Below are 21,884 nucleotides of genomic sequence, written 5' to 3' on the forward strand. Positions count from 1 at the left end.
AGTTTTTATTTTCTATCCGATCGGTGCATAATGCGGCTCGTACTGACATTCCCTGTCCCGGGCTTATGCGTTTGACCACCTTGACCGCACTGCTGTCGCTGCTGCTGGCCCCACTCGCGTGGGCCAGCCCGCTGACGACCACGCTGTACCGGGACGTCGTGGTGCCAACCGACGCGGAGCTGTTGGCGATTCATGCCGGCATCGTCGCCTGTGATCCGGCCCGAGCCTTGCCACACGCCGTCTTTGGGGCGGTGGGCCTGCCGTATCGCGACGGGGCGATTGCCCTTGTCGCCGGGACCGACTACCGGCTCCAACGCCCGGTCTCGCTGGGCCAGCGCCTCCTCCTCACGGGAGTGTCGCAGGACGCCTCGCAGCTATCGCTGCGCTTCAATAAGTCACTTGCGGTCTATGCCGACCAGCTGCCGCTCGCGTTGCGGCGCCTGCCCCCCAGCGCCGCCCTGTCGCCAGACGGCCGGATTCTGCGCTGCCAGCTGGGCGGAGTCCACTGATGGCGAATACCTTCGATCAGGCCTTTCTCGACCAAGTCCGCAATGCCGTGGATGTGGTCGATCTGGTCGGCACCCACGTCAAGATCAAAAAGTCAGGCACAAACTACGTCGGGCTTTGCCCATTTCACAACGAGAAATCGCCTTCCTTCACCGTTTCCCCGACCAAGCAGTTCTATCACTGCTTCGGCTGTGGCGCTCACGGCGACGCGTTTCGCTGGCTCACTGACTATGAGCACCATAGTTTCCCGGAAGCGGTGGCGAAACTGGCGCAGTCCGGCGGGATTGCAATGCCCGCGCGTGAAGCACCCACACCGGAAGCCCTGCGCGCCAAGGCGCGCAATGACAGCCTTCTGGAGCTGCTGGCCCGTGCCAACACCGTTTTCCAGCAGCAGTTGCGTGCCAGCGACAGAGCGAAGGATTACTTCAAGGGCCGTGGCGTTGCAGGGGTGACCGCACGGGACTTCGGTCTCGGCTATTCGACCAGAAACCTACTCGTGCATTTCTCCGGGACCCCGACTGCAGACCTCACGGCGGCCGGACTGCTCGTCGAGCGCGAGCATGGCGAGCTGGACGACAGGTTCCGCAACCGCGTCATGTTCCCCATTCACAGCGAGCAGGGCGCCGTCATTGGTTTCGGTGCCCGCACGCTGGGCGATGATGAGCCAAAGTATCTGAATTCGGCTGAGAGCGCGGTTTTCCAGAAAGGCAAGGAGCTCTACGGCCTCTTCATGGCCAAGGAAGCGATCCGGCGCACCCGGGTCGCACTGGTGCTCGAAGGCTATATGGACGTGATCGCCTTGCATCAGCATGGCGAAAAGCGCGCGGTTGCCGCGCTCGGCACCAGCATCACGGTGGACCAGCTGCAGCGGCTCTACCGCATGTGTGACCATGTGGTGTTTGCCATGGACGGGGACGCCGCCGGTAGAAAGGCCGCCAACCGCGCCGCCAAACTCGTCTTGGAAGTCATTCCCGATGGCAAGACCGCGAAGTTCGTCCGCTTGCCCGCCGAGCACGATCCCGACAGCTTCGTGCGCGAACACGGCCTGCCAGCTTGGGACGCCTATATCGCTGAGCATGGCGAGCCTCTATCGGCGCGCTTGTCCGACATCCTGATCGCGGGCCGCGATCTGAAGCTGCCGGAGGACTGTGCAGCCATTGCGCAGGAGGCGGCAGAACTGCTCGCCACTGTTCGCTTTGCGACCGCCCTGCAGGACGCGCTACGCACCCATATTGAGCGCCTGATCGACATGCCGATCCGCCTGAAAGCGCAAGGACGCCGGCAGGGCCCGCCCGCATCGGTGGACGGTGCCCCCCAGTACAAGGGCCCGGCGCCCGATCGCAGCCGCACGACCTTCTACGAGAACTTCGCGCGGCTGTGCCAACTATCACCGCAGCATACGGCGCAGGTGCCAGCGGTGCTGATCGATGATTTTGCCGGCCTCATCTCCAGCTGGTTCGACATGGCACCCACCGATGCCGACGCACGCGAGGTCGAGATGGAACGCATTCCGGCGCCGGCTCTGCAGCGTGTGGTGCGCGCGGCCATTGTCGGCGTCCGCCAGCGGGCGGCCGAGCTGGGCACGGCGATGAACACGGGTGAGGTCGACGCCATTCTTCACGCTCTCAACCGGGACGCACGGCACGCTGCCAGCGTCCAGAAGACCTCCGCATTGTTTGCGGCAACATCATGAGCTCCGCACAGAAATCACCCGCCAAGGCTACGGCCGACCCCTTCATGCTGATGCTGGCGGCGGGCTTTATCCTGCTCGTCGCATGGCTGTTCTGGACCCGATACCACACGGCGATCGCCACGGCCTATTCCTACGTGCGGATCGCTCAGTTCGCCGTATTCGTGATCCTCAGCCACTGGGCATCCGGCGTGATCGGCGGCCTGCTGGCCACCTTCGGCATCGCCGGCCGCTTCGTCCCAGTGCTGCGCCGCTACTCGGTACCGTTCATGAGTATTGGCCTGCTGCTCGTGGTCGCATGGCTGGTCGGCCGTATCTTCAGCCAATGGTTCACGTTCTTCGTGGTGTCGGACAAGTCGCTGATCGAGGTCGGCCACATGACCCAGTCGAGCCTGCACGCGAACCTCTTTACGGTATTCGTCGGCATCATTCCACTGGCCGTGTGGATGGGACGCCGTTCCCTGTACACGAACGTCACCAATCATAAGAACTTCGCACGCCCCAAGCCCTACACGCTGCATAGCTATACAGCCGCAATGGGCAATATGTTCCCGCACGGCAAGCTCTTCCAGAAACTGGATCTGACCAAGCGATCGGTGAACGAGGGCAAGTACCGCATGCCCGATATCGAGAAGCAGTTCGTGCTCATGCACAAGCTGATGGACCGCGCGAAGAACGACGGGGAATACACGGTGAACCGTGAGCGCGCCGCCAAGGTCTTCAGCGACCAGCTAGGCAAGCTCTGGCGACGCAGCTGGAAGGATCTGAGCGCGACGGAGCTGGTCACGCTGGCCATTCTTGTACCGCGCATCGCCGCAACCGATCAGACGATGTCGGACACGGACTATGACGAGGCCTTGAAGGCCGTCAATGACCTGATCGCGGACTGCTGGAAGCAGTCCGAGAAATACGACCCGGCGACGGACCGGTTCCCGCTTGACACGCAAAAGGCCATGGCAACCCTGCGCAAATATGCAGGCCGCCCCAACGTGCGCCAGTTCATGGAGCGCCACGCGTATGTCAGCACCATCATTTACGCCATGCTCGATCAGGCACGCACGCTGGGCGTACTCCAAGCGGCAGAGCTGCGCTGGCTGCGCGTGCTGGACCGCCGCCTCTTCATCCTCCTCGACAACGTGGGTCGCCAAGTTGCCTTCGCCGAAGTGGCGGGCATCTACAGCCACTATCTGTACGAACTCAAGCGCAAGCGCGCCGCAGAGCGCCCGCATGTCGATGGCGCCGTGCGTGGCCTGATCGAGGCCGTTGACGGCTTCCGCTTTACCGAATCCGAACAGAAGCAGATCGAAGAGACCCTGAAGGCCGACAAGCCTGTGATGATCGATCCCAAGGCCGTCGAGAAGCCTGTCGCCAACGTCTTTCTACACCTGTTGACCGTCGGTCACGGGTCAGACAGGGACATCTTCGAAACTGCCCTGCTGACCGAGGACGGCAAGCCGGTTTTCGAGAGCCGCTGCCGCCCCCGGACGGATGTCGATGAGATTGTCGATGCGTACAACCTCGAAGACCACGAGGTCACCGCGCTCCTGACGGCACCGACCTCGGACGATATCCGCGCCAAGCTCATGGAATTGTGCAACAAGCAAGGAGTGGTCTGCTATGGCCCCGATGTGACGGCGCTCATTCCCGGCATCGAGCGCAGCGCACAGACGGTCCGCAACCTCCAGACCAACCCCGATCACGACGTGGTGATGGCCGCCATTGAAGACGGTGCAGCGGATCCGGAAAAGCATCCGCAGGCGGCCACCGCACACGCCGGCGCACATCTCTTGCGCCTCTTGTGGGTGGCCCGCGAGAAGCGGGCACTGCGCGAGCAGGCGGACGCCCAGCGAGGTAAATCCGCATGACCGCGATCTGCACCGCAACACCACCGGCAGCATCCACAGCCGTCGCCCGCGAACTGGGCGAGCTCCTTTCGAGTGTCGCCACGCTATACACAACGCTACCCGCCTGCGGTGCGCCGATGTCACCCAGCGCCCTGTTCTGGACGGGGCTCCAGAAGCAACTGGCGCAGGCCGGCGGCAATGTCGCACTCGCGGTCGACGACGCGATGGGTGGCCTGCGTGCATGGACGCGCTTTCCGCGCACCCTGATCGAGGTCGACGGGGTGGAGTACCCGCTCGAACGCCTCGGCGCTGGTGGCCGCCTGCAGGCGCTCTTTACGCTTTGGGGAGAGGACCGGACAAGCTTTCCGCTGCTGGTAGCTGTACTGGCAGACAAGGGCCACGACTGGCGCGAGTTCCGGGCGGCCGACTGCACATCCCGCAGCCCGACCGTCACTTACCAACCTATCGCAGGAGCCCGCTGATATGCCCAAGCTTTCCTTTGGCGAAGCCGTAGTCGGGCTGTTCACCCTTCTCGTGATCGCGTACGCCATCCGCCTGCTGTTCGGCTGGTTGCTCCAGACGCGAACGCAGCTCCTGCTGGCGCGCGAGAACAACGCCATGCTGCGCTCACTACACGATCACCATGGCATCCCGCTGCCGCAAGGCGTGAGCAAGCCGAAAACGCCGCTGCTGAGCCGCGCCCGCGCGGCGGCCAAGGCCCATTACGCGGCGAAGGGGCAGGGCTGATGGCACTCGTGCTGCGCACTCTTGGCAAGACGACCGGTACCCTCGGTCCGCTGGTCCAGTCCATCGTTTTCGATGGATTCGACTACGCCATCCGGTTTGCGCGGCACGATCGCAACGCTCCCATCCTGACGGCCGAGCCGTTTAAGGGTCGCTATATCGGCCAGAGCCAGCAACCCGTTGCACTGCGCAGTCACTGGCGCTTTAGCCGCCATGTCATCGACAACGGCGGTCGCGACATGATTGCCCAGCTGTGCGAAGCCGGCGATCGGGATGTCCGGGCTGAAACAGATCTGTTCCGGAGCAAGCTGCTCGCCGCCGCCGAGGCCGTACAGCCTACCGCCTTTATTGCGGGGCTGAAGTACACCATTTACGCGCTCGACAATGGCGCGGCAGCCCTCACGGGCAGCTTCCACCCCGCGACGATTGCGCTGGCCAAGGCTATGGGAGCCGTCTATCTCTCGCCGATGAAGGCATGGAAGTTCGCCCACACCTCGCCCGAGATGCTGCAGGAGAACCTGCTGCGCGAACTCGGACTGGCCGTCGAACAGATTTCGGTTGTCGAAGGAATCTACAGCATCGTCGACGATGCGTTCTCGAAACAAGCCGGTGGCAACGGCGCGACGGTGCAGACCTTCAACAACGCGGTGCCGGAGTTCGGCGCCAGCGGTGAGGACAGCGTCAACGAACTGTATCTGGCGCAGACATCCGCCCACGCGACAGCCGATATCACCGAGGATGAGCTGACCTATTGGCTGTCCCAGTACCCGGGTCTGTATCCGTTCCAGAACGACGGCGTTCGCCACCTGCTGATCCAGAACGCTGCCTTGCTGGCCGACGACATGGGCCTCGGCAAGTCCCGGCAGGCTGTCGTGGCGATGTCTATCCGACTGCGACGCCTGCAGCAGCAGGGCGTCCGTGGCCGCGTACTGATCGTGTGCCCGGTCACGCTGATTTACAACTGGGCTACCGAAATCCGCGCCGTGGTACCGGATGCGCACATCGCCACCGAAGCGTACGACGAAACGGCCCAATGGGTGATCGTCAGCTACGGCTCCCTTGGCGAGCTGGAGCGGCATGCTGCCAAGTTCCACATCATGGCGATGGATGAGGCGCATCAGATCAAGGAACCAACGACGATCCGTACACGCCACGCCTTCGATGTGGCCGTACACATCGAGACGCGGATCCTCCTGACGGCGACTCCGATCCTGAACCGGGAGACGGAACTGCACACGCTATTGCGCCTGTCCGGCCATCCGCTGGGCAATCTGGCGCTCAAGGAGTTCGCCCAGCGCTTCAGCGGCGATCCGACCTTCCGTGCAGAGCTGCGGCAGGCCATCTCGAAATGGATGCTGCGTCGCAAGAAGTCGCAGGTCCTCAAGACACTCAAGGGCAAGCAGGTGCAGCCGCTGCAGCTGCAGCTGTCGGAAGATCTGCGCCGTCGCTACGATGCCGTGGCCAACGACGCATCGCTGCTGACGCTGCCCAAGATCGGGCGCCTGCGCATGCTGCTCGAAGAGATCAAGGTCGACAGCATCGTGCAGATGGTCACCGAGCTCGCGCCCGAGGACAAATTCCTGATCTTCTGCGAATTCAAGGAAACCGTGCATCTCTATCGCACGCGTCTCGCGGAGCGCGGCATCAAGTGCGTGACGATGATCGGCAGCGACAGCGCGCGCAAGCGCCAGCGGTCGGTCGAGCAGTTCCAGACCGACGAGGAGACCGACGGTTTTATCGGCACCACGGCGGCCGCCGGTGTAGGTACCACGCTGACCAAGGCCAACTTTGTGTTCTTTGGCGGTCTGCCGTGGACGTCAGCCCTGAAGGTGCAGGCGGAAGACCGCGCCTACCGCATTGGCCAGCAGCGCATGGTGGTCGTGAAGCTGCCGCTCGCGCACGGCACGATCGATTTTGACGTGATGCAGTTGCTCATGAACAAGGACGCGATTGCATCGGAAGTACTGGACGATCCCGAAGACGAGGAGCGTCTGGCCAGAGAGAAATTTGCGGCCCAGTTCGCAAAAATGGCGGCGTGACCAACTCACGCAATACGTTGGACCGGGACCCCGGTCAGTGGAGAAAAACATGGCAGGTGAAGTCCTCGAAATGCGCCAGATCGGCTTTCTGGCGGCCGACCCCGAAATCCGCGAAGGTGGCGGCAAGGATCCGGTTTGCTCGATCCGCGTGATTACCAACATCCATTGGAAGAACAGGCAGACCGGCGAAGAAGGCGAGCGCACCGAAGGTTTCCCGTACGAAACGTGGGGCAAGGACGCGCAGAATCTCGCCCAATACGCGCGCAAGGGGGACGAGATCTATGTCGAAGCAAGCCCGCGCAATCACTCGTGGGGTGAAGGCGCGGAGAAGAAGTACTCGACGCGCTATCGGATCACGAAATGGCGTCTGCTGCGCCGGAAAAACCCGCAAGGGCAAGCTGGCTCCGCAGGCGAAGGCTTCGAGGGCGCGGCAGGTGGAAACGACACTGATGATAACGATATTCCATTTTAAAAGCATCACATTGTGATGTTTTATCGCGGACAGGGCGACAGGCGGGATACACCCGTCGCCCCTGTCGGCGTGTAGTAACCCGGCGTCACTGGCACCGCTGAATGCCACGGGATGCGAAGAGGACAGCAAGTGTGCGGGGTCACACTGCCTCTCGGAATTGAAGTCATCGGCATAGGCAAGGGGACAGGCGGGCCCACCCGCTGGCGAACTTGTCGACAGCACGGTCAAGACACCGGGAATGAGGGATGGGGGCGACGCGACACGCGGGGGAAGCGTCGCCTCCCATCGTTTTCCATGATGCGCGGGCCATGCCTGCACGAATCTGGATACGACGAAATGAAACCACCTGTACACGCCTCGCCGCTGCTGAAGGCGATCGAGACGGCCATGTTCCGCCTGCCCACCGCAACGAAGGACAATGCCGAGATCCTGCGTATTGCGGCGTCAGCCTATCTGCGTGATAAATCCCTGTGGCAACGCATCGGTCAGAGCGACCGGTCCACCTCGCTGGTGCGCGTGCTACGGACGCTGGTCAGCGATCCGGGCGGCCCCGGCTTTGAACAGCTCATTGAATACGAGGGGCTATGCAAGAAGACGTTAGAGGTCAACGGCCCCGGCTGGCAGGCGATTACGTACGAAGACGACATGGTTGACCACATGTTTGCCGCGTCCGTTTCCAAGCTGTCAGAACTGACGCTCGATGAGGTGTTTGTCCTCCGAAGCACCAAGGCTCAAGCCGATCTGCAGGGGAAGGACTGGCTGCAGGAACTGTGGGAGCGTGTCGGAGCGAGAGATCCCGGGTACGCGCACGTTCATGATCTCGTGATGCGACGTCTCGACTGGGTGCGGTCGTTGAATGACGCCGACTTCGAGCTCCCTGTCTCTGCGCACTACGGGCGTATCCGTACCGGACGGGAGAATGCCGATCTCCTGTTCTCGTTTGGCGTTGAACTCGGGCACTATGACAACGCTGCCGAGGCCTACCATGTCCGCGTCAATGCGCGGGCCTATCGCGCACTGGAACCCTACCGCACCAATTTCCCGCCCGATGAGCTGCAATCGTGGGAGGACACGCGTGCCTTGTCAGACATCGACAAGCATGATCCAGACTTACTTGCCGGCGCCAAAGCGTATCTGACCTTCCTCGTGCATTCGCATCACGGTGACGGTAGCGCTGCGACGAACCGCTCCGGCATGGCCGAGCACTGGCGGGAGCTGCTGGATGAAGTGACCGAGCTGCAGATCGAGCATGCCGCAAACGGCTCCCTACGGCGCCATACGGAAGGCCGGCCCGATCCCACGCCGACGCCCTGACCCCACGGAGATCCCGATGAGCCAATTCTCACGACTGGACGTCCTGACGCTTGACCAGTTGACGGCGCTGCGTGCATGGCGAGAGCGCCACGGCCGCAGCTGGCGTCGCGAACTCATGGACCACTACGCCAAGGGACGTGACGCCACGTCGCCGGCGTTGCGCCAGATTCGCAACCACCATATGGAGCTGCTGCCGGACCTGACGCCGGCGGACTTCACCCTGCCGTTGACGGTGCACTACGGCACAATCGCGTGTGATCGTACCAGTGGTGAGGCCCTGCGTGCGATGGGTGTGGAGGTGGGCGAGTATGACGACGAGGCCGCCGGCTTCCACGTCCGCGTCAACCGCCTTGCACACGAGGAGCTGTCGCAGCATGCTGCGGATTTCCCGGCCGAACGTCTGACGGCGATTGACGACCTCGCCGCCTTCCCGTGGGACCAAGACGGCGGCATGGAAGCGGCGTCCGCCGACGCGTTGCTTGCCGTCGCCGCAAAGGTCGACTATCTCATCCACACGCGTGAGCTGTCGCACAGCACGCGGGCGCCGGATCTGAACTGGTTCTCGGACCGACTCGACGAAGTCAATGCGCGGCTGGCCAAGCTCGCCAACGAAGGCTCGAAGGTAACCCCGGTCGCAAACGGTCGCATGAAAGAGCGCTTCAACTCAGAGCAAGAAGCCAACGCGTACAAGGAAGAGCATCAACTCTATGGGCGAGTGCCCGAACAGCTGGCAGGCACAAATCAGTGGGCTTTGAATTTTCCGCTGGAAGCGCATGTAACGGTTCGGCAGCCGCACTTCAATGCAGATCAGGCGTACGGGCCGGGCTAGTACATCTCCCCTTCGCCGGACATCCAAGCCCCGCACCTGCGGGGCTTTTTTCTTCGCGAACGGCTTTCCATTGGGACGGTGAATCGCTTAATATCAAACTTAATGCGCAAATATTATTTTGTTTTTGTATTTATGCGATTGATACGCATAAATTAAATATTAAATACCGCGATGACTGCACCAAACTGCTACTATGGCACGGTCCGTGCCCCGGAAAGCGAGCGCGTCATGCTCGAAAGTCTCGGGCTCGAAGTCGGCCGGCACCTGCCACGGGCTGACCTTTTCTACGTGCGGGTTACGGCCGACGCCAAGGTGGCACTTGACGATCTGCAGGCCGACTTTCCCGCAACGCTTTACCTGCGCGAGAACGATCACGAGGAGATTAAGAATGTCCTCCAGCTCGCGCCGGAGGCTCGTGGCGCAGAAGTCGCGTATGCCCAGTACATGGCCAATGCCATCCCCCGCGAGGTGGCGGTCGCGAATACTGGGAGCATGTCGAAAGTGTGTTTCGCGCCTACGCCCCAGATGCCGCCGCAGTGCCGCCCGAGCGCGGCGAACCGCCGCCGGAGCTGGTGCTGTACAGCCCGTCCAACAAGTGGATCGTTGCGATATTTGATGACGACGGTACGAGTCACGAGTCGCACATCAAGGCGTGTCTTGTCTGCCAACGTTTTCCCGACGCGGTCTTCATGACGTATGGTGCAGCCGAACAGGCCATAGATGCCGCCTACTGTACGGCGCCGACTCCCATCTCCGGCGAAGACTTTGTGGCCGCCTTCGGCTGTATGCCACCCGTACGCTCCACCATGGCTGGCGGCATGCACGTGTTCCGGCTCAGCGAGCTCTATACCGGTAACGTCGCCTCGTGGTACGGCCGCGATGGCGATGATTGCTACACCTTCCGGGGTCACAAGGACATGGCGATTCCTGAGGTCGTCCAGAAGATCCGCGACGCCCGCCGCCAAACACTGACCGCTACGCCTGACGGCATGGCCTGACACGAGAACCCAATGCAAGCCGACACCCCTGCCACCGCCGCGTGGACCCGCCTGCTACTCGTGGGCCAGCTCCGCGTGCAACGCAACAAGGACGTCCTGCAGGTCGACGTCTTCGGCGACCGTCTGCACAATCTCTACGACGGCGCTCGCCTGCATCTTTTCAACGGCGTCACGACGCTTGACGGGGCCGCCGAGTATCTTGGCGAGCCTCTTGCGCGCTCGATCCAGACGCTCCCGCTCTACCAGCCGGAGCTCTACGTGAACGGCGAGCAGTTGGCCGATGTCGCCGGACGCTTGGGGCAGGCCCTGCGGGGCGAGAACTGGAACAATCAGGGATTCGCCCAGTTGGGGGTATATGGCCGGATCCGCGCGGACAAGAGCGGGCGGGACTACCTGACTGCCATTGGCATCGACCTGTGCCTGCCCGTCGACGACAGCGCATTCCCGTCCGGTGCGACCTACCTTGCACGCGCCACGATCTCCCAGCTCAGCGAATTGACGGAACATGCTCCCGATTTCGAGTACCAGCTGAACGCTCTGCGTGGCTCCCCGCTGCACTTCGTCGATCCCCGGGCGATTACGGCGGACAAACTCGACGTGGCAACCGACGTTGCCCGCTTCTATCGGGCACGGTCCGCTGATGCAGAGGATATGGTGGGCGCAAGGGCGTGGGCCGACGCGGAGCGCCAGCTTCTGGAACACCGCAAGCTGCTGGGCAAGGCGTACGACTGGATGAAGGTATGCACCGAGCAGGGGGTCACCGTTTCCAGAACGTATAAGCATGGCCGCACGCATTTCAAGGCATTCAAAGGGTCCACATCCCTCACTGCCGCGCTGGAAGACGAGCGCGACGTCTGGCTGGCCAGTGCCGAAGCGTTGAAGCTCGTGATACCGCACGCCAGCCCGGATGACGTCAGCGGGACGGTGACCGTGGCCATCGGCAATGCGATCCAGTCGCTGGCAATCTGCGCGGCCCACGCCGAGAAGATCGCCAACGAACGCGATGATGTGCCTGCCCTGATCCACCACATCTACGCGCTGGAAGAAGCAAGCCGCGAGATTAAGCTCGACGGGGCTTTGCTATCCGAAAGGGCGCAGCATGGCAGCACGCTCCATGCTGTGCTCTCTAACGCCGAGCGCGCGCTCTTCGAGGGGTATGTCGGCGTCCGCACGCCGGTCGCTCCGCTTGCCACGCAGGGTGTGAATGATCTGCGCATTGCGATGTCCCGGCTGGTATATGGCAGCGCAGCCGACACTTACACCATCACGCCAAGGAAACTTGTTGCGGACGATGACCTGCGTGCATTAAAAGACCGGCATCCCCGCACGACACCGGCGCTGAACATCCTCGCGCCGCTCTATGATTTCAATGGCAGTCGGCACGAGGTCAGCACTTCCAGTAAAACGGAAGTCGTCACCACCTTCCAAGGCCAATATCACGTCTGGAATCGCCAGACGGGACAGAGCATGATGGCAGGCTATGAGGGCTCGCGATTGTCCAATGATTATCCAACCCGAAAGCCCGCACCGCCCGCAAGTCGGCCCGCAGAATCCCCCGCACCATAATCATGTCCAATACCTCGACCACAACCGCCGCTGTCAGCATGGAAGAAGTGCTGATCGCACTGGATCGCGCTGGAGAGCCGACCACGTCCGCCTGCGCGGAGAGCTATCTCGCCATGCTGACGGATATGTCCATCAACACCCGCAAAGCACGCGAGGACGCGGTCTATGACGCCGTTCTTGCCGCCAAGAAGGAAGGGGCCGGCCTCCTGCCCATGGGCGCGTATTCGACGCTCGCAGCGTTCGAGAAGGACTATGAGCCCATGGGTACTGTCGGGCTCGCCGCCATGGCGTACGCGGGCATGGGCACGCGCTACTCGACGCATCACAAGTCGCTCTGCCAGATCCTCGCTTGCATCACCTCCGAGGCCCGCGACGCGGCGCGACTCGACCCCGCGCGCACCAGCGAGGCGAGTCAGTACGTCGACCTGTCCTTGGCCAAACACTTTATCGTCGCGGCAGCCCACCGTCCCGATGCCAAATGGCTCGATGGCATCCGGGGCCCATGGGCCGCCAAGCTGATTGACCAATGCGCGCCGGCCGGCGAGATTTCCCAGTACCCGCACATCCTGCCGGACCGGATCCGGCTATTTGTCGAGATGTCCAAAGGCTACCGTGCTGCGCGTGAAACAGCGCCGCGACGGCGTGTGTCGGCCGACAACTCGCACGATCCGGTGTAAATGTAGGCCATCCCCTCTGAGGTGGTGAATCGCGTAATTGAGGCGTTTTCGCGGTGCTTTTCGCCGTCAAGATCACTGGCGCGCGGTCGATAGCTTCTGCATGGCCGACACTAACTTGAGCGTCGGCTCCGCCATCGTCCACCACCTGCGCTTTCGCCGCATGGCGGCCGTGGCGCAGATCCATCCTCTTGCGAGACCACGATCCCATGCCATCCTTAGTCGAGTGCTGGACACATGCCATCCTGCGTCGCCGTTACAAGCGACGCTTTCTGCCGCAGCAGGTACTGCGACGCGGCGCGCGACAGCTGGAGCTGGAATACGGCCCGGTTGCGTCAATGCGCACACATGGGGGCAAGGCGCCCCTGACCCAATGACTCATGAGCTATAACGTCGAGCTGATTAGTGGATGCCGGGTAGTACGCGGGCGCGTCGCCGTCCGCGAACTCGTAAGCATGTTGAACGACTGGGCAGACGCCCAGCATTCAACGGCGCCTCTGGACGAGATGGTCGCCGATGCCGGACTGGCCCGTCATTTCGGTGCCGTGGTAGTCTGCGGCACGTTGGGCGCAATCAACGCGTTACGCACGCGACTGGAGCTCTGAAGATGGCGATTAAAATCAAGCTGGGTGGCGCCAAGCCCACCGACTCCGGTCCCGCTCGCCGGGTCATCCAGACTCTGGAGCGCATTGGTTTTCGCAATCCGCTCAACGAGCGCGAGCTGGTGTACGCCAACGTGAAAGTCGAACTGTGGCCCGCCAGTGAGCAACGGTTGCGCATCAGCTCGTTCGACGCGATGCGTCAGCGCGTCGGCAATGGCACACAAGGTCTGCTGCTGTTGACGGCGCTGGCCGACCTCTACGGCTGCGAACTGGAGCTCGACGCCATCCCGTATGGCGGTCGTGACGAGATGAGCGAAAAGGGCCTGCGCGCGTGGTATGCCGATCGTGGCGACTTCCTGCCCGAGCCCGGTGGCGAATCGGAGATGCTGCGCTTGCCGGTCACAGGTGGCGCCCAAGCCGGCACGTTCTACGGCGTGGCCTCGCCCGTCGGCCCGGCGTTGACCGACGAGGTACTGGGCGCGCTTGGCGTCGAGGTATCGCGGGCGGCAGATGGCGGCTTCCTTTTCCGGGCGGACGCCGACGGCGTGCGCGCGCTGCTGCCCCACACAGGGGATTTCACGCTGCAGAGTCTGTCGTTCCGTGCGGACGCGGCCGAACAGCAGGCGATCCGGGACATGACTTACGCGCGCCGGATGGCCGAACTGTCGTGCACGCGCTGGCGCATCGAGAAGGGAGAGGGGGATGCGCAGGCGCTGCAGCACCGCCAGACCGAGATCCTGCATTGCGCCAAGGCCAGTACGACGGCCATCCTGAAGCGCGCCAACGCGGCCCACGTTCGGGACAGCAGTCCCGCGCCGTAACCGTCCATGCCGCCGGACCAGCGCCGGCGGCCTGTCGCGTTGGCAACAGCCCACCCACCTCGCCACCACCACCCACCAATTTAATTTCTGCTTGACAGGTGCGTTTAACACCCCTCATGATGCACTCATTGAGTGTAATCGTGAGGACATCACATGGATGCCCAGCAACTGGCTGCGCTGCACGCCAAGGTTCGCAAGCTTCCCCCATCGAAGTGGCAAACCGACTATTCCGCCCACGGGCTGGAGCGATCGCTGGCCGGTCTCGCCGAGGACTATGGTGGGCTTGACCTCACACCCGATTTCCAGCGCGGACATGTGTGGGATCAGTCTCAACAAGAGCACTTCATCGAGACAGTCTATCGCGGCACAATCTCCTCGGCATCGATGCTGATCCAGTTCAATGCCCCACACTGGCAGAACTGGGACTATCAGGGCGACTTGCCGCGTGTGATGCAGTGCGTCGACGGGCTGCAGCGGCTCACCGCCGTGCGCACCTTCATGGCCGACAAGATCCGTGCGTTCGGCTATCTCGCCAGCGAGTTGAAGGGCAGTCCCTACGATCCGCATCGTCCGAATACGATCGTGCTGAAGATCGCGGTCCACACGTTCCAATCGCGCGCCGATCTCCTGCAGTACTACATTGACGTCAATGCAGGGGGCACGCCGCATGCGAAAAGCGAGATCGAGCGTGTGCGCGCCCTGCTGGCCCTCGCACTGGAAGGCGAGAAGCCGGGCAACAAAACACAGGACACGCCGACGCCATGAGCGCATCTGACACCAAAAGTCCACGCCCACGCCGCGCGACCATCGTGCGTGTACGACCTGCCGGTGACGCCCATCAGGTGGTCACCACGGAGGGCGGCGAGAGCTTGTATCGTAGCGAGCCGTGCGGGGACTGCCCGTGGCGCGTCGACGCGGTCGGATCATTCTCGCCAGAGGCGTTCCGGCACAGCGCCAGCACCGCCTACGACATGGCCCAGAACACTTTTTCGTGCCATCAATCCGGCACGGCCAAGCCGGCCACGTGCGCCGGCTTCCTGCTGCGCGGGGCCGAGCACAACCTGTCCGTGCGGATCCGGACCATCACGGGCGAGATCCGCGACGATGTCAGCGACGGTGGCCATGTGCTGCATGACGACTACCGGGCCATGGCGATCGCCAACGGCGTGGCGCCTGACGATCCGGTGCTCGCGCCGTGCCGCGAGTCGAGCTACAGCGCGCCGTGCGATGACGAGGAGCCGGATCCGGAAGACCCATCGAGCGGGGAGGGGGGCCGATGAGTGCCGTGCTGCCCTATCCGAAAGGGGACATGCGACGGCTCCTGTCCGTGCTGGCCGCAATGGATCGCCCGCAGGGCGCACGGCTTTTCGAGATCGTGCAGGCCACGGGCCTCGACAAGCGGACCGTGTCACTCCTGATCGAGCAGGCGGGCGCACAGGCCGGCGTGCAGGTCACCCGCACCGATCTGAGCTATCACGTCGCGGACTGGGGCCCTATCCTGCGCCAGAGCGGCGTCCAGCTCGCACTCACCGGGGAGATTGTTCCCCGACAACTGGGAGACCAAACACTGTGAGACTCATCTATACCGCCACCAAGGAGCCGGTTGCCATCGACGACGTGGTGACCACCTCGAAAGGGGACAAGGTCGTGGTCAAGGGCTTCATCAAGCCGCACCACGCCGGATCGACCGGCCGCGTGCTCGTCGTCTCCGAAGGAGTCACCGAGCCCGCCCAGTACTACCCGAGCGTCATCGGCGCCGAATGGATCGAGCGCGAAGATCGCTCCGACGCCTGACCCGCCGATAGCCCGCCTCCGGCGCGGGCCGGCCTTAGCCGGCCCCGCTGTCTCCAATCCGCCCGGGCGCCTTCACACGCCACTCGGGATGGATTATCATCATTTCGTGTCGAATAACGCATTTATAAATGGATTTACATCCTTCTGAATGCGAATTTAATATTTATTTTGGATGCGAAACGATGACGACCAGCACTGCCACCCCCCATGACGCGCGGGTATGGGTCCCGCTCAATGACGACCAAGCGGTGCTGTTCGACGCCGAGGGTCGCAAACATGCTGTCCGTACCGGCGCCGAGGTGTGCCCGTTTGAGGATCTGGTGGGCCGCATCGAGCGCGGCGAGCGGGGAGATGACATTCCCGTGCTCATGGAGATGTTCGGGTGCAGCTATGACTACGCCTGCGATCTGGTCTTCGAGGGCGACAAGGACGCTGCGAAGACGTATCTCCTCAAGGAAGCCACGACGTCCTTCGAGTACGGCTGGGTCCGCGCCAAGCGCGACAACATGGACTTCCTGAAAACACTGGGCGCCGAGATCGGCGGCTACGACGAGACCAACGAACGGTTCTATATCCGCATCTCCGGCACCGATGCGGTCGAGCTGCGCGAGCTCGCCGGCGCCGAGCATGTCGAGCTCACCCGGCGCACGTTCGATGTGGCGAACCCCTATGGGCCGGCCAGCGCATCGCGCCAGCACCTGCTGGGCGAAATGGCCTTCATCGATTACCACGACCATTGCGGCTACTACAAAGCATCGGTCCCGAAATGGGATGCATGGATCGCCCAGCGGACAGCCATCAAGCAGCAGCTCGCGGCGATCGGGGATGCCCCGAACGCAAAGCCGCCGGTGCTCGTCATCGAAGCCTATGGCCCGGTTGCCGCCAATCCGCGTTGGGCGCTGGTCGACCTCACCCCGGTGTTTCTCGACCAGCTGAGCGCATTGCGGGAGCTCTGCGACGACAACCACCTGCTCAATGTGGGCGCCACGGGCGGCCCGCGTCAGTGGGAACGCGCCCGCGAATGGTGCCCCGACATCCCGCAGCTGATCGTCACGCCCGGCGAGTTCCGCTTTACGGTGCATTCCAAGCTCGACGACCAGATCGTCGACACCGCAAGCGTGCCCATCGCCCGTCTGCTTGGGCTCCTGAAGGAGGGCGAGGTAAAGAATGCCAACGATTTCCGTTGGCACGACGGCACGCTCTACTACGCCGACGACGACGCGGCACCGCTGTTGCAAGCGTTCGCGGAGCACCGCCGCGCCCTCGCCGCGACGGATAACGCGCTCTCGATGTAAGGGACCTCACCATGGCACCGATTTTCTACGGCACCATCACGGCGCATCCGAGCCAGCGCGACATGCTCGAAAGCTTCGGCTTCGCGCTGGCGGACCATGACGACGGTAGCGGCAAGTTTCTGGCGCGTGGCGACACGGCTGCTGTCAGCGCACTGGCAGATTTCGAGGTCGACTTTCCGCATGCACTATACGCACGGTCGGAGGACACTGACGGTATGCGACTGCGGCCGGGCATGACCGTTGCCGACCTGCGCGCCGAATCGGCGTTCGTCGCGTTCTGGCGCGCCCGTGATAGCGTCTACGGGGAGCGCTACTGGCGCACTGCGGACCGTGCCGTGCAGGCGATGCTGGACGCGCTGGCCAAGGCCCGCAGCCCTGCCGACATGACGCTGAGCGGCAGTACGGTCGCGTCACTCATGCGTTTGAGCGGCAAGACCATCGACACGCTGGCCAGCGCCATGGGCATCACCAAGACGCGTGTCAGGGAGGTACGCGAAAAAGGCGTCGCCGGCGCCGGATACGTGCTCGACTGGATCGAGGCGATCAGTGCCGTCGACGGCATCGAACAGACACAGATCGATGCCCGCAGAGCCTTCGTCGCGCTACTGGAGCGCGATCGGTTGCGTGCCGGGGGCGAGCGCGTGGGCGCGGTCGCGCCCATGACCGACGCCGAGCGGGTACAGGCCATGATGGCGCGCCATGCGAGCTATCTGGAGGCCGTCAACGCCGCCAAGGCCGCCGCGTACGAGGCCTGCGGCAAGGACCTAGCCGCGCGCCTCGCACTGATGCGACGGCCCGACGTGCAGTTGCTGCGCCCATTGGAAATGCAGGACTGGGTGGAACTGGAGGGTAACGAATATTGCAAGGTCGCCGAGGCCCGCGCTCGCGAAGACGCCGCCAATGTCCTCACCAGCGTCATGCGCAGCGCGCCTGAATTCTGTGCCGTCTTTCACGACGAATGGTGCCAGTTGACCCAGCTGGTGCGCATCCATACCGACCGGGTCGCGTTGCGCGAGATGCTGCGCGAGGCGCGCAAAGCCAGCGATGCCGGCCTTCCCGCGCCGGCTGCCGTGCCGCACGCCGAATACATGGTACTGACCAGCCGGCCGGGGGGCACGCGCAACGTGGCGATGTTCAACGACGCTACGCAGGCCGCCCAAGCGTTCAACGCCGCAGATAGCCGGCAGTGGCCGTATCTGCTGGTCAATGGCGATGTGGTGCTGTTCACCGGCCGCAACTTCGCCATGACGGTGGCAGAGAGCGCACCCTTGGCCCTGCAGCAGGCACTCGATCAGCGCCACGACGACAGTGGAACATCGCTCGGGGATGCAATCAGTGACGGCGTGCGACGCACGGCGGCGGTGATTTTTTCCAGCCGCGAGGGCGTGTATCTGGGCATGGACGCCGACGGGCCGCGCTTTACCGGCTGGGAGCCGGCCGACAGCGCCACGCAGGTGCCTACGTTCGTGTCGCGAGAGGCCGCCAAGGTCTTTGTCAATGGCTGGCTGGCGGAGCCGGGCCTTACCGATCTCGTCAAGGACCTGCACTACGTCTGCGTCGAACCGGGCGAGCAGGCCGGCCACGCGACCCTGCAGGCCTGTGCCCGCGCTGGCATGCAGGTACAGCCCCGTCAATCGCGCACGACGCATCCCGAAGCTCTCTACGAACTGAATCCATGAGCCAAGACCACAGCGGCTACTACGGCCGCATCCGCGCCGACGAGAAACACGCCGATACCCTCCGACGCCACGGCGTCACCCTCGGCCCCTACGATGCGGCCAGCGGCAGCTTCCCCGCACACGTCAAGGGCGCATCCTACGACGCACTGGTCGATGTCGCGGCGCTGCAGCCCGGCACGTTCACCCTCTCGATGATCTACCGTCATCATGCCAAGCTGCGACTGGATCGGGCGCCTGCCGAGCTCGATGCCGAGACCCTGCGCGGCGAACTCGCATTGAGCCGTTTTCTCCAGACGGTGGACCCTGATCCCGACTATTGGGCCGCGCGCGCTGCCGAATGCGAAAGCGCCTACGACGCGGCGCTCGCGACTTGTGGCACGCTGACCCAGCTCGCCGCCGATGGCGAGATCGAGATCACGACCGGATACTTCGGCATCCCGAATGCCCCCGAGGACATGGTCACCGTCCGGGTGTACTTCGATCGCAACTACAAGGCGCATCCGAACCGCGCCAAGGTGATCGAACGCCTGTGGCCCGCCGACCAGCTGGATGAACTGCTGGGAACCGAAGCGGCCCGGCGCGTGCAGGTCGAACTGGCGAAAGACACCCTGAACAGCAATGCTGCGCTCTTGCAGGGGGATGCGATCTCACTGTACGGCGAGCTGGCGGAGCGCGTCCTTGGACGCGAGTGGGATCCGCGTCTTGCCGGCAATTTCCCGCCCCTCGACCTGCTCTCGATCACCGAGGCGATGACGCAGGCCGCCCATCGGCTGGAGTCCCCGCAGCCGGTGATGCACGTAGCGGCGAAGCGTACCCGGCATGCGCTGTACGAAGCCAGCAGACGCCTCGTGCACGAGTCCTACTTCAGTCTTGCCGAACTGGCACGCTACGCGCCGCTCCTCCTCGAAGCCCGCGAGCAATTGCGCGCGCAGGCAAGCATCGAGGCGAAGTGGGTGGGCGCACGAATCGATCATCTGCTCAATGCGCGCACGCCGCTGCGCCTCATTGCCCAGCCCACACCGGGACACAAGTTCGTGTCCCGCGACCACCGCTACGTGATCGCGCACCACGTGCCGTACGCGCCGGCGGTGCCGGGCACCGACATGGGCGAGCAGACGGCGCGGACGAGCTACTGGGGCCTCGACAGCTGGAAACCCACGCCACGCGAAGCGACGACATTCAGCCTGCACGAGGCGGAAAAAGAGCTGCGCCGCCTGTTGCCGCGCTGTCCCACCGCCCACCTCGTGCCGGCGGAACCGCACGCGCCGCGCCCGCTCCGGCGCATGGCCGCAAGCGCCGATCTCGCGCTCTGAGCCTTCGCATCCGACCTGACACCGCCTCGACACCATGAACTATTCCGGCCACTACGGCACCTTCTACAACCTCGACGACGACGCCTGCGAAAAACTCGAACGGCATGGCATTGTGGTCGGCCACCATGACGAAGAGCGCGAACGGACTGCCGTGTTCGTGCCGCAGCACGCCAGCGACATCCTGAGGCACGTGCCGGAGATTCTGGAGCATCCCTTCCGGTCCGGGCCCGGCATCTGGTGGGAGCTGTCCCCTAATCATGGCGATACCCTGCGTGAGTCGATCAACACCGAGGAACTGTCGCTGGAAGCGCTGCGGGGCGAAATTGCCATGGCTCGTTTTGGCGCGCAGACCCCGTCCGACATCTTCGCTCCCGAGCGGGACCCGGCATTCTGGTCCCGTCGCGCCGAGCGCTGTCACGCGGCGTTCTCCGCCCGCCTGCAGGCCATGTGGCCGTTGGCGCGACTCGCCGCCGAAGGCGAGATCGAGCTGGCCACGGGCCAGTTCGGCGTGCCTGACCAAGCGCCGGGCGCCATCACCGTGCGCGTCTTCTTCGACCGCGCGGCAGGTCCGCGTGATACCCGCCTCATGTTCATCGAGACCGTGATCGACTCTGCGGCCTTACCCCGGCAGCTCGGCGAACGGATCGCGGCGGCGCACGGCGAGACACTGAGCAAGCCCGATACGCAGGTGACCCTGCTGGGCAGTGAGCTGCCGCTCGAAGGCCAGATCGCCGACCGCATCGGCCGCGCCGATTGGTCTCCATCGCTGGCACACCGCGTGCCGCCGCTTGAGCTGTGGACGATCGACAGCGCCATCGGCCGGGCCAAGGACGCCTTGCCGCATTTCAACTTCGCCGCGCAGCAGGGCTTTTCTAAGCAGGCGGTGCTGAGCCTATATCAGGAGCAAAACAGCACCAAGCCGGAACGTCGCCCGACGCTGCAGGACCTCATGCGTGCGGGCAGCGCGCTACAGGACGCCAAGCTGATGCTGGAACAATCGCTCGACCTCGGCCGGCACTGGCTGGCCCAGCGCATCGGCCATGTGCTGGAGGGCGAAGTGCGCTTCGGTCTGGCGCCGCCGGCAGCCCTCGCCACGCAATTTCGCGGCACGCATCAGCACTACGTCATCGCGATCGACGGCCCCGGCAGCCAGAATCCCCGGCATCCGCAGCCCACGGTGTACTGGACCGGTCAGAGATGGACGGCGGACCTCGAACTCGCTGCCCGCTACAACCATAGCGAAGCGCTCATTCTGCTGGAAGGCCCGCTACGCGCCTATCCGTTTGCCGCAGTCGAGCACGATGGCGCGGTCGCAAAGCGACCGGACCACACCGATACGCTGACCCCCTGAGCGGGGGCAAGAGGGCAGGGCGGCGGCGATCAGTCGTCGTCCTGCGCGAGGATGTCTGCCAGTTCGGCAGCCGTCGGCCGATGGTCCGACAGGGCGATCGCCTTGCCCAGATACATCAGCGCCGAAAACATCAGGTGCAGCCCCACATTGTTCCCGCGCTCCAGCTCGCCAATGGTCTGACGGCGGACCTGTAGCGCCGTGGCCATCTCAAGCTGCGAGCGGCCCTGTGCCCGGCGCTCATCCCGGATCAGCCTGCCAATGTCCTTGGGCAGGTAGGCAAAGCGGGTCATGTTCGATTTTCCGTACAAAAGGCCATGAGAGCAGACAGTATGTCCGCTTTAGCGGACATCGC

General features: G+C 63.7%; 23 protein-coding genes. 22 read left to right on the forward strand and 1 reads right to left on the reverse strand.

Annotated features, from left to right (window positions below; translation table 11 throughout):
* Positions 1-80: 80 nt before the first annotated feature.
* The 22 genes from ACOABP_RS31230 (at position 81) to ACOABP_RS31335 (ending at position 21,532) form a co-directional block, all read left to right on the forward strand.
* Positions 81-509, forward strand: coding sequence for a hypothetical protein (locus ACOABP_RS31230; protein WP_474231698.1), 429 nt, complete (start codon positions 81-83; stop codon positions 507-509).
* Positions 509-2,200, forward strand: a complete 1,692-nt coding sequence (dnaG, locus tag ACOABP_RS31235; protein ID WP_474231699.1) for a DNA primase — start codon at positions 509-511, stop codon at positions 2,198-2,200. Before ACOABP_RS31230 ends, dnaG begins: the two co-directional genes overlap by 1 nt.
* Positions 2,197-4,062, forward strand: coding sequence for a secretion/conjugation apparatus DotM-related subunit (locus ACOABP_RS31240; RefSeq protein ID WP_474231700.1), 1,866 nt, complete (start codon positions 2,197-2,199; stop codon positions 4,060-4,062). Before dnaG ends, ACOABP_RS31240 begins: the two co-directional genes overlap by 4 nt.
* On the forward strand, positions 4,059-4,523 hold the full coding sequence (locus tag ACOABP_RS31245; protein WP_474231701.1) for a hypothetical protein: 465 nt from the start codon (positions 4,059-4,061) through the stop codon (positions 4,521-4,523). Before ACOABP_RS31240 ends, ACOABP_RS31245 begins: the two co-directional genes overlap by 4 nt.
* 1 nt (position 4,524) lies before the next feature.
* Positions 4,525-4,788 (forward strand): hypothetical protein, encoded by a 264-nt coding sequence (locus ACOABP_RS31250; RefSeq protein ID WP_474231702.1) that lies wholly within the window; start codon positions 4,525-4,527, stop codon positions 4,786-4,788.
* Positions 4,788-6,824, forward strand: coding sequence for a DEAD/DEAH box helicase (locus tag ACOABP_RS31255; protein ID WP_474231703.1), 2,037 nt, complete (start codon positions 4,788-4,790; stop codon positions 6,822-6,824). Before ACOABP_RS31250 ends, ACOABP_RS31255 begins: the two co-directional genes overlap by 1 nt.
* A gap of 49 nt (positions 6,825-6,873) precedes the next feature.
* Positions 6,874-7,296, forward strand: coding sequence for a single-stranded DNA-binding protein (locus tag ACOABP_RS31260; protein WP_474231704.1), 423 nt, complete (start codon positions 6,874-6,876; stop codon positions 7,294-7,296).
* A 336-nt stretch (positions 7,297-7,632) separates the two neighbouring features.
* Positions 7,633-8,610 (forward strand): hypothetical protein, encoded by a 978-nt coding sequence (locus ACOABP_RS31265; RefSeq protein WP_474231705.1) that lies wholly within the window; start codon positions 7,633-7,635, stop codon positions 8,608-8,610.
* Between the two features lie 16 nt (positions 8,611-8,626).
* The gene (locus ACOABP_RS31270; protein ID WP_474231706.1) at positions 8,627-9,439 is read left to right on the forward strand and encodes a hypothetical protein; all 813 of its coding nucleotides are present in this window, start codon (positions 8,627-8,629) and stop codon (positions 9,437-9,439) included.
* A 503-nt stretch (positions 9,440-9,942) separates the two neighbouring features.
* Positions 9,943-10,437: a hypothetical protein gene (locus ACOABP_RS31275; protein ID WP_474231707.1), complete on the forward strand. Its 495-nt coding sequence runs from the start codon at positions 9,943-9,945 to the stop codon at positions 10,435-10,437.
* A 12-nt stretch (positions 10,438-10,449) separates the two neighbouring features.
* Positions 10,450-12,003, forward strand: coding sequence for a hypothetical protein (locus ACOABP_RS31280; protein WP_474231708.1), 1,554 nt, complete (start codon positions 10,450-10,452; stop codon positions 12,001-12,003).
* Between the two features lie 2 nt (positions 12,004-12,005).
* Positions 12,006-12,680: a hypothetical protein gene (locus ACOABP_RS31285; RefSeq protein ID WP_474231709.1), complete on the forward strand. Its 675-nt coding sequence runs from the start codon at positions 12,006-12,008 to the stop codon at positions 12,678-12,680.
* 377 nt (positions 12,681-13,057) lie between these two features.
* Complete coding sequence (locus tag ACOABP_RS31290; protein WP_474231710.1) at positions 13,058-13,282, forward strand: hypothetical protein; 225 nt, start codon at positions 13,058-13,060, stop codon at positions 13,280-13,282.
* 2 nt (positions 13,283-13,284) lie between these two features.
* On the forward strand, positions 13,285-14,100 hold the full coding sequence (locus tag ACOABP_RS31295; protein WP_474231711.1) for a hypothetical protein: 816 nt from the start codon (positions 13,285-13,287) through the stop codon (positions 14,098-14,100).
* A 153-nt stretch (positions 14,101-14,253) separates the two neighbouring features.
* The gene (locus ACOABP_RS31300) at positions 14,254-14,865 is read left to right on the forward strand and encodes a DUF262 domain-containing protein (protein WP_474231712.1); all 612 of its coding nucleotides are present in this window, start codon (positions 14,254-14,256) and stop codon (positions 14,863-14,865) included.
* Positions 14,862-15,380, forward strand: coding sequence for a DUF6283 family protein (locus ACOABP_RS31305; RefSeq protein ID WP_474231713.1), 519 nt, complete (start codon positions 14,862-14,864; stop codon positions 15,378-15,380). The genes ACOABP_RS31300 and ACOABP_RS31305 overlap by 4 nt, the downstream gene beginning before the upstream one ends.
* Positions 15,377-15,673, forward strand: a complete 297-nt coding sequence (locus ACOABP_RS31310; protein WP_474231714.1) for a hypothetical protein — start codon at positions 15,377-15,379, stop codon at positions 15,671-15,673. The genes ACOABP_RS31305 and ACOABP_RS31310 overlap by 4 nt, the downstream gene beginning before the upstream one ends.
* Positions 15,670-15,894, forward strand: a complete 225-nt coding sequence (locus ACOABP_RS31315; protein WP_474231715.1) for a hypothetical protein — start codon at positions 15,670-15,672, stop codon at positions 15,892-15,894. Before ACOABP_RS31310 ends, ACOABP_RS31315 begins: the two co-directional genes overlap by 4 nt.
* A 182-nt stretch (positions 15,895-16,076) precedes the next feature.
* On the forward strand, positions 16,077-17,189 hold the full coding sequence (locus ACOABP_RS31320) for a hypothetical protein (protein ID WP_474231716.1): 1,113 nt from the start codon (positions 16,077-16,079) through the stop codon (positions 17,187-17,189).
* Positions 17,190-17,200: 11 nt separating this feature from the next.
* On the forward strand, positions 17,201-18,868 hold the full coding sequence (locus ACOABP_RS31325; RefSeq protein WP_474231717.1) for a hypothetical protein: 1,668 nt from the start codon (positions 17,201-17,203) through the stop codon (positions 18,866-18,868).
* Positions 18,865-20,181: a hypothetical protein gene (locus ACOABP_RS31330; RefSeq protein ID WP_474231718.1), complete on the forward strand. Its 1,317-nt coding sequence runs from the start codon at positions 18,865-18,867 to the stop codon at positions 20,179-20,181. Before ACOABP_RS31325 ends, ACOABP_RS31330 begins: the two co-directional genes overlap by 4 nt.
* Before the next feature lie 34 nt (positions 20,182-20,215).
* Positions 20,216-21,532, forward strand: a complete 1,317-nt coding sequence (locus ACOABP_RS31335) for a hypothetical protein (protein WP_474231719.1) — start codon at positions 20,216-20,218, stop codon at positions 21,530-21,532.
* A gap of 29 nt (positions 21,533-21,561) precedes the next feature.
* Here the strand turns inward: ACOABP_RS31335 and ACOABP_RS31340 are convergent, their stop codons facing one another.
* Entirely contained in the window at positions 21,562-21,822 is a 261-nt protein-coding gene (locus ACOABP_RS31340) for a helix-turn-helix transcriptional regulator (protein ID WP_474231720.1), read from the reverse strand.
* Positions 21,823-21,884 lie beyond the last annotated feature (62 nt).

It is taken from the genome of Cupriavidus sp. HE11, from assembly GCF_056097175.1.

Excerpts from the sequence above, each read along its gene's own strand:
- dnaG (WP_474231699.1), top strand. The coding sequence starts at position 509 with ATGGCGAATACCTTCGATCAGGCCTTTCTCGACCAAGTCCGCAATGCC.
- ACOABP_RS31240 (WP_474231700.1), top strand. The coding sequence starts at position 2,197 with ATGAGCTCCGCACAGAAATCACCCGCCAAGGCTACGGCCGACCCCTTC.
- ACOABP_RS31245 (WP_474231701.1), top strand. The coding sequence starts at position 4,059 with ATGACCGCGATCTGCACCGCAACACCACCGGCAGCATCCACAGCCGTC.
- ACOABP_RS31250 (WP_474231702.1), top strand. The coding sequence starts at position 4,525 with ATGCCCAAGCTTTCCTTTGGCGAAGCCGTAGTCGGGCTGTTCACCCTT.
- ACOABP_RS31255 (WP_474231703.1), top strand. The coding sequence starts at position 4,788 with ATGGCACTCGTGCTGCGCACTCTTGGCAAGACGACCGGTACCCTCGGT.
- ACOABP_RS31260 (WP_474231704.1), top strand. The coding sequence starts at position 6,874 with ATGGCAGGTGAAGTCCTCGAAATGCGCCAGATCGGCTTTCTGGCGGCC.
- ACOABP_RS31265 (WP_474231705.1), top strand. The coding sequence starts at position 7,633 with ATGAAACCACCTGTACACGCCTCGCCGCTGCTGAAGGCGATCGAGACG.
- ACOABP_RS31270 (WP_474231706.1), top strand. The coding sequence starts at position 8,627 with ATGAGCCAATTCTCACGACTGGACGTCCTGACGCTTGACCAGTTGACG.
- ACOABP_RS31280 (WP_474231708.1), top strand. The coding sequence starts at position 10,450 with ATGCAAGCCGACACCCCTGCCACCGCCGCGTGGACCCGCCTGCTACTC.
- ACOABP_RS31285 (WP_474231709.1), top strand. The coding sequence starts at position 12,006 with ATGTCCAATACCTCGACCACAACCGCCGCTGTCAGCATGGAAGAAGTG.
- ACOABP_RS31290 (WP_474231710.1), top strand. The coding sequence starts at position 13,058 with ATGAGCTATAACGTCGAGCTGATTAGTGGATGCCGGGTAGTACGCGGG.
- ACOABP_RS31295 (WP_474231711.1), top strand. The coding sequence starts at position 13,285 with ATGGCGATTAAAATCAAGCTGGGTGGCGCCAAGCCCACCGACTCCGGT.
- ACOABP_RS31300 (WP_474231712.1), top strand. The coding sequence starts at position 14,254 with ATGGATGCCCAGCAACTGGCTGCGCTGCACGCCAAGGTTCGCAAGCTT.
- ACOABP_RS31305 (WP_474231713.1), top strand. The coding sequence starts at position 14,862 with ATGAGCGCATCTGACACCAAAAGTCCACGCCCACGCCGCGCGACCATC.
- ACOABP_RS31310 (WP_474231714.1), top strand. The coding sequence starts at position 15,377 with ATGAGTGCCGTGCTGCCCTATCCGAAAGGGGACATGCGACGGCTCCTG.
- ACOABP_RS31320 (WP_474231716.1), top strand. The coding sequence starts at position 16,077 with ATGACGACCAGCACTGCCACCCCCCATGACGCGCGGGTATGGGTCCCG.
- ACOABP_RS31325 (WP_474231717.1), top strand. The coding sequence starts at position 17,201 with ATGGCACCGATTTTCTACGGCACCATCACGGCGCATCCGAGCCAGCGC.
- ACOABP_RS31330 (WP_474231718.1), top strand. The coding sequence starts at position 18,865 with ATGAGCCAAGACCACAGCGGCTACTACGGCCGCATCCGCGCCGACGAG.
- ACOABP_RS31335 (WP_474231719.1), top strand. The coding sequence starts at position 20,216 with ATGAACTATTCCGGCCACTACGGCACCTTCTACAACCTCGACGACGAC.
- ACOABP_RS31340 (WP_474231720.1), bottom strand. The coding sequence starts at position 21,822 with ATGACCCGCTTTGCCTACCTGCCCAAGGACATTGGCAGGCTGATCCGG.